This is a genomic window from Rhizobium etli 8C-3 (genome assembly GCF_001908375.1).
In the GTDB taxonomy this organism is placed as follows: Bacteria; Pseudomonadota; Alphaproteobacteria; order Rhizobiales; family Rhizobiaceae; genus Rhizobium; species Rhizobium etli_B.
Window position 1 is genome coordinate 1,020,472 of sequence record NZ_CP017241.1, and the last position, 12,686, is coordinate 1,033,157.

Consider the following 12,686-nt stretch of genomic DNA (forward strand, 5'->3'; position numbering starts at 1 on the left):
CGAGGCAGAAGGTGCATGGGGTTGACGCTTGCAAAGCTCTCGGACCATCGAAAAGGCAGCGGGCATCCCGGTTTCCCCGCCCCCTCGGGAGATGACGGGGTAGGGTCGTTGCCGCGCCTGATTGTAAGCCTAAGCCCGTTTCGTCAGTGGAAAGCGTTCCTTCAGCAGGCGCAGCACCGAATCGGAGCCCATGGGCGGGCCGAAGAGGTAGCTTTGCCCGTAGCTGCAGCCCATCTTGGCGAGCTCGATGGCATCCTCATTGGACTCGATTCCTTCGGCGACCACCTGCATCCCCAGCTCGCGCGCCATGGAGATGACCGACCTCAGGATGGTTGCCTTCTTGTCGCTGTCATCGCGAACGAGCGCTTTGTCGATCTTGATCGTGTCGAAGGGGAAGCGGGTCAGATAGGCAAGCGACGAGTATCCGGTGCCGAAATCGTCGAGCGCCAGTCCGAGGCCAGCTTCCTTGAGCTTCTGCAGCACGAGCCGCGCCTGTTCCGGATTTTCCATGACCATCGATTCCGTCAGCTCCAGCTTCAGGCGCGACGGCTGGCAATGGGTTTTCGAAAGAACCGAACGCACGTCGTCATAGAGTTCGTTGTTGAGGAGCTGAACGCTCGACAGATTGATCGAGACGAAGATAGGCAGCTCGCCGGTCTGGTTCTGCCAGGCCATCAGGTCGCTGGTCGCCTGTTCGAGCGCGAACATGCCGAGCGGGCCGATGATGTCCGACGCCTCGGCGATCGGGATGAACTCAGACGGCGGGATGTTGCCGCGCTTCGGATGCTCCCAGCGCATCAGCGCCTCGAACCCGGCAATCTCGACATCCTCCAGCCGCGCGATCGGCTGATAGACCATCGAGAGCTCCTTGCGCTCGATGGCTCGGCGGAGATCGGATTCGAGCTGGAGGCGGTCGGCACCGAAGTCGCGGAAGGCGGGGCGGAAGGGTTCGACACGGTTGCCGCCGGCGCGCTTGGCGCGATACATGGCAAGTTCGGCATCGCTCAGCATTCCGGCTGCGTTTTCCTGCTGGTCTACCCAGGAGGTGAGACCGATCGAGGCCGTCAGGATGATTTCTCGATTGCCGAAGTTGATCGGCACCATGATCGCCTTGCTGACGGCATCGGCAAAATCGGCGACCTTCGCCGGATCGCGCTCGGAAACGAGAATGAGACCGAACTGGTCGCCCGCAAGGCGCGCCAGCGTATCCTGCGGCTTCAGCAGACGACGCAGGCGGCGGGTCAGCGCAATCAGAATGTTATCGCCGGCTGCAACGCCAAGCGAATCGTTCACCAGCTTGTAGCGGTCGATATCGATCACCATCACCGTCGGCCGGAGCGTTTCGCCGCCGGGCGCCAGCGCCAGCACCGATTGCAGGCGGTCGATGAAGAGCTGACGGTTCGGCAGGCCAGTAAGATTGTCGTGCAATGCGTCGTGCAGCAGTCGCTCGACGGAATTCTTCTGCTCGGTGACGTCAACGATCGTGCCGACGCAGCGGATGATTTCGCCGTTCGAGCCGAGCACCGGCCGCGCGCGGATCAGCAGCCAGTGGAAATGCCCGTCCTCGGCGCGGATGCGGAACTCGTGGTTCAACCGTCCGCGACGATGTTCGAGCAGCACGTCCAGCGTCGCGCGGAATCGATCGCGGTCGTCCGGGTGAAGCCGCGGCAGCCAGTTGCGGGCGGCGCCATGCATGGTCCCCGGCGACAAGCCAAGCTTGATGGAGACATCCGGAATGGTGACGACGCGGTCGCGCGCCACGTCCCAGTCCCACACCATGTCGCCGGAGCCGGTCAGCGCCAGCGACTGGCGTTCGAGATCGGAAAACAGACCCTGCTGAAAGGCACCGCCCGCAAAGGCGTGCTGCATCACCGTAAAACCCATCAGCAGAACGATGAGGACGAGGCCGCCGCCGAGCGCCGGCTGAATGATGTCGTTGTCGAGCCGGCCGGTCACGGTCAGCCAGGCTCCGAATATCCACACCAGGATCAGCGCCCAGGCAGGCACCAGCAAGATGGCGCGGTCGTAGCGGTTCAAGCCGAGATAGATGATGAGCACGATGCCCATCGTCGCCGTCAGCGCGAAGGAAAGCCGAGCAATACCGGAGGCGATCGACGGATCATAGATCGCGACGCCGAAGAGCAAAGCGAGGCCGAGCACCCAGGCAAGCGTCGCATAGCCGAGATGGGTGTGCCAGCGGTTGAGGTTCAGATAGGTGAACAGGAAGATCACGAAACTCGACGCCAGCGCCACTTCCGCGCAGGCGCGCCATATCCGCTGGTCCGCCGAGGCGACGCTGACGAGTTTGCCGAGGAAACCGAAGTCGACGCAGATGTAGCCGAGCACTGCCCAGGCAAGTGCGGCCGTTGCCGGCAGCATCGAGGTTCCCTTGACCACGAAGAGGATCGTCAGGAACACGGCCAGAAGGCCGGCGATCCCGAGCACGATGCCGCGGTAGAGCGTGAAGGCGTTGATGGTGTCCTTGTAGGCGTCCGGCTCCCACAGGTAGATCTGCGGCAGGTCGGGCGTCGCAAGCTCGGCGACGAAGGTGATGACAGCGCCGGGGTTCAGAGTGATGCGGAAGACATCGGCTTCGTCGCTCGGCTGACGGTCGAGCGCAAAGCCCTCGCTGGGGGTAATCGCCATGATCCGCTGCGAGCCGAGGTCCGGCCAGAAAAGCTTGGAATTCACGAGGCGGAAATGCGGAGCGACGATGACGCGCTCGAGCTGCTCTTCCGAGACATTGGCGAGCGCAAAGACGGCCCAGTCGCCCTGGTGGTTTTCGGAGCTGGCACGCACCTCGATGCGCCGGCGGATGCCATCTGCGCCTGCGGCCGTCGAGACCTGGAATGCCTCGCCCTGATTGGCATAGATTTCCGTCGTCGCGGTCAAATCGAGCGCGGTGTCGTCGCGGGAAATCTTCACGGGTTCCGCCGCCTGCGCAACGCCTGCAGCCAACGCAAGCATCGACAGGAAAAGAGCTGCGATCACCGCGATCAATCGGCCGGACGGTGATTTTGGCAGCATGCGGTTCGTGGTCATCGGCTGTCGGTTTTCCTGCCTCTATCCGTATCGGTGGCAAGCAGTGAATACATCACGTGATCATGCCACTGACCGTTTATTTTCAAGTATCCGCGCAGATAGCCTTCCCGGTGAAACCCGGCTTTCTCGAGCAGGCGAATGCTTCGTGCGTTCTCCGGAATACAGGCTGCCTCGATACGGTGCAACTCAAGCCCTGCGAAGATATAGGGTATAACCAACTGAAGTGCGGCGAACATATGGCCTTGACCGGCGTGTTTCTCGCCCATCCAGTAGCCGATCATGCAGCTCTGCGCCGCGCCGCGGCGGATATAGCCGATGGTGATCCCGCCAAGCAGTTCCATGTCCGGTTTCAGGAACAGGAACAGCGGGATCGCCTGGCCCGACGCGTATTCCTGCTTGCCGCGGATGACGCGGGCGCGATAGGCGCCCTCTGTCAGCTCGTCGCGACGCCATGTCGGTTCCCAGGGCTCCAGGAACTTGCGGCTGGCCGAGCGCAGCTTGTGCCACTGGTTGAAATCCTGATAGCGCGGAAGCCTCAGCGCATAGCGGTCGTTCTCGAGTTCCACCGCCTCCGGCTGCCGCGACAGGAATCGAAAAACCGATTTTGGCATCGATCACTCCCGGCAGATGGAACGAGGGCTCAGCGGCTTGCAGTTTTCGACTGCGGCTGGGGAGCGGACAGCGAGGCGACGATAGCCTCCGTCGGTGCCAGTTGCTCCAGCGGGCCGATTGCCGAAAGCGTCGGCACAGTGTCGAAGAACAGGCGGCCGGCGAGGTCGGTGAGACGCTCGACCGTGATGCCCTCGAGCCGTTCCATCATTTCCTGATTGGAGATCGGGCCGCCGTAGAGCATCATCTGGCGGGCGATCTGGCCGGCGCGGGCCGCAGGGCTTTCCTGTCCCATCAGAAGCTGGGCGCGAATCTGCGCGCGGGCGCGCTCGATCTCCTTCTGCTCGATGAAGCCGGCAGACTTATGCAACTCGTCAATGATCACCGGTACGAGTTCGGGAAGGTTTTCGCCGCCGGTTGCGGCATGGATGCCGAAGATGCCGGTGTCGGAAAAGCCCCAGTGGAAGGCATAGATCGAATAGCAGAGGCCGCGAATTTCGCGCACCTCCTGGAAGAGGCGGGAAGACATGCCGCCGCCGAGGATGTTGGCAAGGATCTGCGAACAGTAGAAGTCGCGGGCATGATAGGCCTTGCCCTCGAAACCGAGCAGGATCTGCGCGTCCATCAGGTCGCGCGTCTCGCGCACGCTGCCTCCGATATAGCGGGCGGTCTCGATAACCGGTGGAGCGCTTGGCGCGGTCGGCAGGCTCGCGAAGCGTTCTTCCACCATGCGCACGAATTCGTCGTGATCGACTGCGCCGGCGGCAACGACGAACATCCGATCGGTCGTATAGTTGCGGCCGAGATAGTTGCGAATCTGTTGCGGCGAGAAGGAGACGACGGTCTCGGGCGTGCCGAGGATGGCGCGGCCAAGCGTCTGGTTGCGATAGGCGATCTCGGAAAACTTGTCGAAGACCACGTCGTCGGGCGTATCGTTTGCCGCATTGATCTCCTGCAGGATCACCTGCTTCTCGCGTTCGAGCTCGTCTTCCTCGAAGGCCGATTCGGTCAGAATGTCGGCGAGGATATCGACGGCAAGCGGTACGTAATCCTTCAGCACGCGGGCGTAGTAGGACGTCGTTTCAGTCGAGGTGGCAGCGTTCACTTCGCCGCCTACATCCTCGATTTCCTCGGCGATGTCGCGGGCCGAGCGACGAGCGGTACCCTTGAACGCCATGTGTTCGAGCAGGTGGGCTATACCATGCTCGTCTTCCGTTTCGTTGCGCGAACCCGATTTTATCCAGACACCCAGAGCGACGCTTTCAAGATGCGGCATGGTCTGGGTTACTACTGTCAGCCCGGATTTGAGCCGGGTGCACTCAACTGTCATTGGCTATCTTTCTGCGCCTGCCGCATCACGTCCGGGTGTGCTTGCTGATGAAACCTTCAACGGCCTTAAGTTCCGGATCGACGACTTGGAAGCGCTCCTCCTTAAGCATCAGACCAGCAAGCCACGTCGGAAGCGTCGGGTCAATACCGGAGGCGGATTTTACCGCGGCGGGGAATTTTGCCGGGTGCGCGGTCGCAAGCGTCACCATCGGCGTGTTCGGCTTGTCGTGCTTGGCGGCAACGAAGGCGCCGATTGCCGAATGCGGATCGAGAAGATAGCCGGTGGCGGCGTAGGTATTCTTGATCGTCTGCGCCACCTGCTTCTCGCTGGCGCGACCGGCGCGGAAGTCCTTCTTGATGGCGGCAAGCGCCTCCGGCGCGATCTCGAATCCATTCGACTGCTTCAGGCTGTCCATTGCGTGGCGCACCTTGGAAGCGTCCCGATCATAGGCTTCGAAAAGCAGGCGCTCGAAATTCGAGGAAATCTGGATGTCCATCGACGGCGAAGTCGTGGCCTTGACCTCCTTCATGTCGTAGCGGCCGGTCTTCATCGTGCGGGCGAGGATGTCGTTCTCGTTGGTCGCGATCACCAGCTTGCCGATCGGCAGGCCCATGCGTTTGGCCGCGTAGCCAGCGAAGATGTCGCCAAAATTGCCGGTCGGTACGGTAAACGAAACCTTACGATCCGGTCCACCGAGTGCGATCGCCGTCGTGAAGTAATAGACGATCTGGGCCATGATGCGTGCCCAGTTGATCGAGTTGACACCGGAAAGGCGAACCTTTTGCCGGAAGGCGGCGTCGTTGAACATCGCCTTGACGAGGTTCTGGCAGTCGTCGAAATTGCCCTTGACCGCCAGCGCGTGAACATTGGGAGCCGTTGATGTCGTCATCTGCCGCTGCTGCACCGGCGAGACCTTGCCGTGCGGGAAGAGTATGAATATATCGGTGCGCTCGCGGCCGGCGAAGGCGTCGATGGCCGCACCACCCGTATCTCCCGAGGTTGCGCCGATGATCGTAGCCCGCTCGCCGCGCTTTTCCAGCGCATAGTCCATCAGGCGTGCCAGAAGCTGCATTGCCACGTCCTTGAAGGCGAGCGTGGTGCCGTGGAAAAGCTCCATGACGAAGCTGTTTTGTCCCGTCTGCACGAGCGGAGCGATCGCCGGATGGCGGAAAGTGCCATAAGCTTCGTCGATCATCGCCCGGAACGTGGAGGCGGGAATTTCGTCGTTCGTAAAGGGCGACAGGATCGTAAAGGCGATCTCCTGGTAGCTCTTGCCGCGCAGCGCTCGGATCTCCTTCTTGGAGAAATGCGGCCATTGCCGCGGGACATAAAGGCCGCCATCGCGCGCAAGACCCGTCAGCAACGCATCGCAAAAGCCGAGAGATGGGGCCTCGCCGCGGGTCGAGATATAGTCCACGTTCTTCATCCTTGAGGTTATGGCCGGAGGAAATCCGGATAGAGGAGCCCGGCGGCTGAATTGCAGCAGATCGAAATGTGCGTCAAAACGGTTCTACCCAATCGATTTTTCTTTGCGCCGCTGATATAGACCATCGCAAACTGTCACGAAAGGCCCTGCAAGCAAGACTTCGGGCCTGCCAGAAACTTTGTAAGAGGGTGGAATAATCGTGTTCGGCAAAGTCTCGCGTCTCATCGTTTCCGTATCAGTCGCCGCTCTTCTTGCCAGCTGCAATTCCCTGGGCGTCGGCGGTGAAGGCAAGTCTGCCGAAGCGCCTGCGCAGCCAAACGGCAATGCCCAGATCATGCCGCTTGCTCCCGCCAATCCATCTTCCAGCGACAAGCCGATCGGCACAGCGACCAACGTCCAAGGTACTGCGCAGCCGGTCGTCCAGGGCTCCTGCCCGCAGATCTACATGAAGGATCAGGACGCGATCTTCCGCACCTATGCCAAAGGCAAGACGGGTGACAACAGCCAGATCGTCCATCAGGCGGCAATCGGCGACTACACGCGTCAGTGCACGCTGAACGAACAGAACCTGACGATGACGATCGTGGCGCAGATCCGCCTGATCGCCGGCCCGGCCGGCGGCCCCGGCCGCATTACGCTGCCGGTCCGGATTACCGCCTTCGACGGCCAGGATGTGGTTACGACGGAAGTGGTTCCGTTTACTGCCGAAATTCCGGCGGGGCAGACGGCCGCCCAGGTCCTCTTCCGCAAGGACGGCTTCAAGCTGCCCGTCGGCTCCGGCGCGCTGGTCCGCGTCAATGTCGGTTTCGATCAGGGCCCGGCTGCAAAGACCAAGAAGAGCAGCTAAGAGCCGGCGCCGGCCCCCTTTTTCAGAAGACGCCAGCCCATTCCGAAAGAGCGGCAACGACTTCCGGCAGGTCCTTCATCCGCGAGATGACCGTCTCCGCTCCGGCATCCGTCAGGCGGTCGGCGTGCGAGGAATAGGTATGCGATGCGCCGGTGAAGCCGATGACGCGCATACCGGCATCGCGTGCCGCATGGACGCCATGGACTGAATCTTCGACGACGACGGTCTTCGACGGCGAGACGCCCATCTTTTCGGCGCCATGCAAGAAGATGTCCGGCTTCGGCTTGACGCGATCCGGCCCGAGATCTTTTGCGGAAAAGACGTTGGGATCAAACAGCTTTTTCAGCCCCACCTTTCCGAGCATCATGTCGAGCCGGTGCGTGCTGGAATTCGAGCAGACGCAACGCTTCAAGGCAAGGCGCGAGATGGCGAACTCGACACCTGGAATCGCCTGGACGTCCTGTTCGAGGCGCAGGTCGAGCAGCTTTTCGGATTTGTCGAGCAGCGAGGCGGAAAGTGGAATGCTCGCTTCGCGTTCCACCTGCAGAAGAATGTTCTTCCAGGTCATGCCTGCGAAGCGCTCCGCCATCTCTTCGCCACTGATCGGATAGCCTGCGTCAGTCAGAAGCTTGGACTCCACATCCGCCGCAATGATTTCGGAATCGACCAGAACGCCGTCGCAGTCGAAGATAATGAGGTCGAAGCCGTCCATGTACTCTCAAGCCTTGTTGGGGATGATGCGGACTTACACGATGGCCGTCGAAAGCTCAACCGGTACGCCGGCATGTCTGGAATGCGCCGCGCGGGCAGCTCGCGGCTGACGTTTTGGCAGCTCAGGCTTCCAGCGGAAAGAGTGACAGGAACTGCTGCTCGCCTTGGGGCGAAAAGTTCACGGTGCGGCTTTCCGCCGTCCGCCGCGCCCAACCCCTGTCGAAGAAAGTCGAAAGCAGCGCCTTGCCGAGACTGCCGGCCAGATGCGCGCGGCGTTCGCTCCAGTCGAGACATGAGCGGCAGAGCGGCCGGCGGGACGCTCTGAGGCCGGAGACATCTATGCCGATGCATTGGAGCCGGCTCTCGCCTTTCGGGGTGACCGCCAATCCTTCGCCGATTGCCTCGATCGCACCCGAAGCCACGAGACTGTCGAGCATGCGCACGCCGTAATCGCCGGCCAGATGGTCGTAGCAGATGCGTGCCTTGCGCAGCGCCGGTTCCTTCGGACCCGGCTGGTGGCGCAGATGTCCGCGGCTTGCAGCAAAACCCATCATGGTCTCGATCAAAAGGGCAGTTGCTTCGTCTGCAAGTTTGAAATAGCGGTGACGACCCTGCTTTCGCTGGGTAAGCAGGCCGCCGGTTTCGAGCTTGGCGAGATGCGTGCTTGCCGTCTGCAAGGTGATGCCGCCGACTGCCGCAAGCTCGGTTGCCGTCAAGGCCCGTCCGCTTGACAGCGCAGCCAGCATGTTGGCGCGTGCTGGATCGCCGATCAGCGCTCCGATCTGGGCAATATCCGGTCCTTCTTTCATACTTCGATCGTAACCGAAGCATTGTGGTCGCGCAATGTGCGAAAACTTCTTCACAAGCAAAGGAGAAAAGTGATGCTGACTTGCTTCATCCGCTACGAAATCGACCCCTTCAAAAAGGATGCCTTTACCGAGTATGCGCGTGCCTGGGGGCAGGCAATTCCACGCAACGGTGCCGATCTCATCGGCTATTTCGGCCCGCACGAGGGGTCCGCAACGACTGCCTACGGCGTCTACAATGTCGAGACCCTCGCTGCCTATGAGGCCTATCGCGCCCGCCTTGCAGCCGATCCGCTCGGCAAGGCGAACTACGAATTCGCCAAACGCGAGCGCTTCATCCTGAAGGAAGACCGCATCTTCCTGAAGAACGTGTCCGTTCCTCATTCTGCGCCGGTGCTGCCATGATCGCCGTCATCTTCGAAGTCGTGCCCGTTATGGGCGAACGCCACAAATACCTCGACCTTGCCGGCGAGTTGCGCGCCGAACTGGAAAAGATCGACGGCTTCATTTCGGTTGAGCGCTTCGAAAGCCTGACGATGCGCGGCAAGCTGCTGTCCTTGTCCTTCTGGCGTGACGAGGAGGCGGTCAGACAGTGGCGCAATCTCGACGCCCACCGCGCCGCGCAAAAGGCAGGCCGCAAGGGCATCTTCGCCGACTATCGCCTGCGCATCGGCAATGTCGTTCGAGACTACGGCATGTTCGAGCGGGAGGAAACGCCGGTCGATAGCCGGCAGGAGCATGCGGCTTAGCCAGGTTCATTCATGAAAGATGCAGCGTTTACTTCTGCGTTCTGCATTTTGTTTCTCGAAATCATCCACCGGTTCAGGCTTTGGTAACCAACTTGAGTAACCATAACGGCGAGTAAAAGCGTAACGTGTATAAGCGAGTATCCATATGGCGTCAGTTTTTCCGCTTGCCGATCTCAAGACCTCTGCGACCCCGGGTTCTTGGATCGACACGATCATCAAGGGTGATTGTGTTGCAGCCCTCGAAGCTTTGCCGACCAATTCCGTCGATGTCGTATTCGCCGACCCGCCCTACAATCTCCAGCTGGGCGGCACGCTTCACCGTCCGGATCAGTCTCTTGTCGACGCCGTCGATGACGCGTGGGATCAGTTCGCATCATTCGACGCCTATGATGCCTTTACCCGCGCTTGGCTGCTTGCCTGCCGCCGCGTGCTGAAGCCGACCGGCACGATCTGGGTCATCGGCTCCTATCACAACATCTTCCGCGTCGGCGCGACCCTGCAGGATCTGAACTTCTGGATTCTCAACGACATCATCTGGCGCAAGACCAATCCGATGCCGAATTTCAAGGGCCGGCGCTTCCAGAATGCGCATGAGACGATGATCTGGGCGAGTCCGGACGCGAAGGCCAAGGGCTATACCTTCAACTACGACGCGATGAAGGCTGCCAACGACGACGTGCAGATGCGCTCCGACTGGTTGTTCCCGATCTGCAGCGGTGGGGAACGGCTGAAGGGCGACGATGGCAAGAAAGTTCATCCGACCCAGAAGCCGGAGGCGCTGCTTGCCCGCGTCATCATGGCGTCTTCGAAACCCGGCGACGTCATACTCGACCCGTTCTTCGGCTCCGGCACCACTGGCGCTGTCGCCAAGCGCCTCGGCCGCCACTTCGTCGGCATCGAGCGCGAACAGGACTATATCGATGCGGCCTCTGCCCGCATTGCCGCCGTCGAGCCGCTCGGCAAGGCAGAGCTGACCGTGATGACCGGCAAGAAGCAGGAGGTCCGCGTCGCCTTCAATGCGCTGTTGGAAAGCGGCCTCATCAAACCCGGCCAGGTGCTGACCGATAACCGCCGCCGCTACAGCGCGATCGTCCGCGCCGACGGCACGGTTGCCTCGGGCGGAGAGGCTGGTTCGATTCATCGTCTCGGCGCGAAAGTGCAGGGGCTTGATGCATGCAACGGGTGGACATTTTGGCACTTCGACGACGGACAGTCGCTACGCCCCATCGACGATTTGCGGTCTGTGATCCGCAGTGATCTGGCGAAGGCGGAATGAGCAGCGGCCTGACCTGATCGAGACTACCTTCTTCCGGTTTTAGTACCTCCAGTCGCGGAAGAAGGCCTACGGCGCCCGGGATCAACACCCCGGGCGCCTTTTCTTTTCAGCGCCAGTTCGTCACCTTGTTCTTACGCCATAGTCGGCAAGATCGCTGCGCAGCTTGTCGGCACCGGTGAATAGCACCGCGTTCCACCCTGCCGCCCTTGCGCCCTCGACATTGGCAGGCGCGTCGTCGATGAAGATCGTCGCCGCCGGTTCCAGGTTGAAGCTCCTCATATGCGTTTCATAGATCGCGATATCCGGCTTGATGAGTCCGACATCGCCAGAAACGGTAACGCCGCGCGGTTTCCTCAGGAAGGCAAAGCGCTTCTGCGCCTCGCGGAACGTATCGGATGCGAAATTCGTCAGCATTGTCACATCGCGGCCCTCCGCAATCAGCGCTTCCATGATTGCGACACTGTCCTCGTAGGCATGGGGCACCATTTCGTGCCAGTACTTGCGGAAGGCGCGGATATGCTCTTCACGCGTTGGATGGGTTTCAATCAGCAGCGCTTCGGCATCCGGCCAGGTGCGTCCGCGGTCCTGCTCGATGTTCCAGTCATGCGTGCAGACGTTGTCGAAAAACCACTTGCGTTCGGCCGCGTCTGGAATGAGGCGGCTGTAGGGAATATTCGGATCGTAGTGGATAAGAACTTTGCCAATATCAAAAACGATATGGCGGATTGATGCAGTCATGGGTCATCCCTTGGGCATTGCAAACACAAGAGGAATAGCCGTGGCGATCGCTTTTTTCATGATGGTCGGCAGCGCCTGCGCTTCAAGATTTGTAACCGGCTCCCACCATTTGTCATCAGTCGGAATTTGCGATGGGATCGCGGCGCGGTAGATCGAAAGCCGGAGTTCGAAATGTGTGAAGACATGGATGACGCTGCCGCATGGTTCCCATTGTGCCGGAAAGGGCGCTGCATCCGCGGAAGTTTCCCCATCCGCGCGCGATGTCCAAGCGGTCGTCGGCACCTCCGTCATGCCGCCGAGCAGTCCGCTTGCGATCCGCCGCCCCAGGAGGATTTCGCCGTCAGCGGTCACGGCGACGAAAGCGGCACCGCGCCGGACCGGCTTTTGCTTCTTTGCCGCCTTCACCGGAAACTGCTCGGGATCATGCAGGCGAAGCGCCTCGCACGATCCCCTGAACGGACAGAGCGAACAGGCCGGCCGTTTCGGCGTACAGATCGTCGCGCCGAGATCCATCATCGCCTGCGCGAAATCCCCGGGTCTGTCGGCCGGCGTCAGGTGCGCCACCTTCTGCTTCATCAGCGGCTTGCCGGCCGGAAGCGGTGTCGCGATCGCATACAGCCGGGAGATCACACGCTCGACATTGCCGTCCATGACGGCAGCCTGCCGATTGAAGGCAATGGCCGCGACCGCCGCAGCCGTATAGTCGCCGATGCCCGGCAGTGATTTCAGACCGTCCTCCGTATCTGGAAAGATGCCGTCATATTGCGTGGCGACCGCTTCAGCGCATTTCTTGAGATTGCGGGCGCGGGCGTAGTAGCCGAGCCCTGCCCAGGCTGCCATGACATCGTCGTTCGGCGCCTCGGCGAGGTCGCGAACCGTTGGCCAGCGCGCCAGAAAATTGGCGAAATAGGGCTTCACGGCCCGCACGGTCGTCTGCTGCAGCATGACTTCCGAAAGCCAGACGCGATAGGGATCGGCCCTTACGCCGCGCGCTGCCATCGCCGGGCACACGCGCCAGGGCAGGTCGCGGTGATGCCGGTCGTACCAGTCGAGAAGGTGCGTTGCGCAAGGGGCGTCGAGTGTCGTTGATGTCATCATTTGCCGCGGCACGGGGAAGTGACCTATACTTGCCGGAGCAATGCTGCGCGATCA

At 61.1% G+C, this 12,686-nt stretch carries 12 protein-coding genes; 4 read left to right on the top strand and 8 right to left on the bottom strand.

All coding sequences use genetic code 11. The features are described 5' to 3' along the window. Window positions 1–129: 129 nt before the first annotated feature. From AM571_RS05135 to thrC, 4 genes are read right to left on the bottom strand one after another with little or no spacing between them, the layout of a single operon-like run. On the bottom strand, window positions 130–3,042 hold the full coding sequence (locus AM571_RS05135) for a sensor domain-containing phosphodiesterase (RefSeq protein ID WP_074060480.1): 2,913 nt from the start codon (window positions 3,040–3,042) through the stop codon (window positions 130–132). Next, window positions 3,039–3,653, bottom strand: coding sequence for a GNAT family N-acetyltransferase (locus tag AM571_RS05140; protein WP_074060481.1), 615 nt, complete (start codon window positions 3,651–3,653; stop codon window positions 3,039–3,041). The genes AM571_RS05135 and AM571_RS05140 overlap by 4 nt, the downstream gene beginning before the upstream one ends. A gap of 29 nt (window positions 3,654–3,682) precedes the next feature. After that, window positions 3,683–4,981, bottom strand: a complete 1,299-nt coding sequence (locus AM571_RS05145; protein WP_074060482.1) for a M16 family metallopeptidase — start codon at window positions 4,979–4,981, stop codon at window positions 3,683–3,685. A 25-nt stretch (window positions 4,982–5,006) separates the two neighbouring features. Next, a complete protein-coding gene (gene thrC / locus AM571_RS05150) occupies window positions 5,007–6,398 on the bottom strand; it encodes a threonine synthase (RefSeq protein WP_420493367.1) in 1,392 nt (463 codons plus the stop codon). 205 nt (window positions 6,399–6,603) lie between these two features. On the opposite strand from thrC, the gene AM571_RS05155 reads away from it, so the two are divergent. After that, a complete protein-coding gene (locus AM571_RS05155) occupies window positions 6,604–7,254 on the top strand; it encodes a hypothetical protein (protein ID WP_196776325.1) in 651 nt (216 codons plus the stop codon). A 22-nt stretch (window positions 7,255–7,276) separates the two neighbouring features. Here the strand turns inward: AM571_RS05155 and AM571_RS05160 are convergent, their stop codons facing one another. Both AM571_RS05160 and AM571_RS05165 read right to left on the bottom strand, forming a co-directional pair. Beyond that, window positions 7,277–7,966, bottom strand: a complete 690-nt coding sequence (locus AM571_RS05160; RefSeq protein ID WP_074060485.1) for an HAD family hydrolase — start codon at window positions 7,964–7,966, stop codon at window positions 7,277–7,279. 121 nt (window positions 7,967–8,087) lie between these two features. Next, the gene (locus AM571_RS05165) at window positions 8,088–8,774 is read right to left on the bottom strand and encodes an ArsR/SmtB family transcription factor (protein WP_074060486.1); all 687 of its coding nucleotides are present in this window, start codon (window positions 8,772–8,774) and stop codon (window positions 8,088–8,090) included. A gap of 72 nt (window positions 8,775–8,846) precedes the next feature. On the opposite strand from AM571_RS05165, the gene AM571_RS05170 reads away from it, so the two are divergent. The 3 genes from AM571_RS05170 (at window position 8,847) to AM571_RS05180 (ending at window position 10,796) form a co-directional block, all read left to right on the top strand. Beyond that, complete coding sequence (locus tag AM571_RS05170) at window positions 8,847–9,176, top strand: NIPSNAP family protein (protein WP_074060487.1); 330 nt, start codon at window positions 8,847–8,849, stop codon at window positions 9,174–9,176. Continuing rightward, window positions 9,173–9,520: an antibiotic biosynthesis monooxygenase family protein gene (locus tag AM571_RS05175; RefSeq protein WP_074060488.1), complete on the top strand. Its 348-nt coding sequence runs from the start codon at window positions 9,173–9,175 to the stop codon at window positions 9,518–9,520. Before AM571_RS05170 ends, AM571_RS05175 begins: the two co-directional genes overlap by 4 nt. 145 nt (window positions 9,521–9,665) lie before the next feature. Next, entirely contained in the window at window positions 9,666–10,796 is a 1,131-nt protein-coding gene (locus AM571_RS05180; protein WP_074060489.1) for a site-specific DNA-methyltransferase, read from the top strand. Between the two features lie 120 nt (window positions 10,797–10,916). On the opposite strand, the gene AM571_RS05185 is transcribed toward AM571_RS05180, so the two are convergent. Next, window positions 10,917–11,534, bottom strand: coding sequence for an HAD family hydrolase (locus tag AM571_RS05185; protein ID WP_074060490.1), 618 nt, complete (start codon window positions 11,532–11,534; stop codon window positions 10,917–10,919). Window positions 11,535–11,537: 3 nt separating this feature from the next. Then, window positions 11,538–12,629 carry an A/G-specific adenine glycosylase gene (mutY, locus tag AM571_RS05190; protein ID WP_074063079.1) on the bottom strand — a complete coding sequence of 364 codons (1,092 nt, stop codon included), beginning with the start codon at window positions 12,627–12,629 and terminating at the stop codon, window positions 11,538–11,540. Window positions 12,630–12,686: the final 57 nt, after the last annotated feature.

What these genes read in the sequence shown, in the direction of transcription:
- AM571_RS05135 (WP_074060480.1), bottom strand. Translation starts at nt 3,042, where the DNA reads ATGACCACGAACCGCATGCTGCCAAAATCACCGTCCGGCCGATTGATC.
- AM571_RS05140 (WP_074060481.1), bottom strand. Translation starts at nt 3,653, where the DNA reads ATGCCAAAATCGGTTTTTCGATTCCTGTCGCGGCAGCCGGAGGCGGTG.
- AM571_RS05145 (WP_074060482.1), bottom strand. Translation starts at nt 4,981, where the DNA reads ATGACAGTTGAGTGCACCCGGCTCAAATCCGGGCTGACAGTAGTAACC.
- AM571_RS05160 (WP_074060485.1), bottom strand. Translation starts at nt 7,966, where the DNA reads ATGGACGGCTTCGACCTCATTATCTTCGACTGCGACGGCGTTCTGGTC.
- AM571_RS05165 (WP_074060486.1), bottom strand. Translation starts at nt 8,774, where the DNA reads ATGAAAGAAGGACCGGATATTGCCCAGATCGGAGCGCTGATCGGCGAT.
- AM571_RS05170 (WP_074060487.1), top strand. Translation starts at nt 8,847, where the DNA reads ATGCTGACTTGCTTCATCCGCTACGAAATCGACCCCTTCAAAAAGGAT.
- AM571_RS05175 (WP_074060488.1), top strand. Translation starts at nt 9,173, where the DNA reads ATGATCGCCGTCATCTTCGAAGTCGTGCCCGTTATGGGCGAACGCCAC.
- AM571_RS05180 (WP_074060489.1), top strand. Translation starts at nt 9,666, where the DNA reads ATGGCGTCAGTTTTTCCGCTTGCCGATCTCAAGACCTCTGCGACCCCG.
- AM571_RS05185 (WP_074060490.1), bottom strand. Translation starts at nt 11,534, where the DNA reads ATGACTGCATCAATCCGCCATATCGTTTTTGATATTGGCAAAGTTCTT.
- mutY (WP_074063079.1), bottom strand. Translation starts at nt 12,629, where the DNA reads ATGACATCAACGACACTCGACGCCCCTTGCGCAACGCACCTTCTCGAC.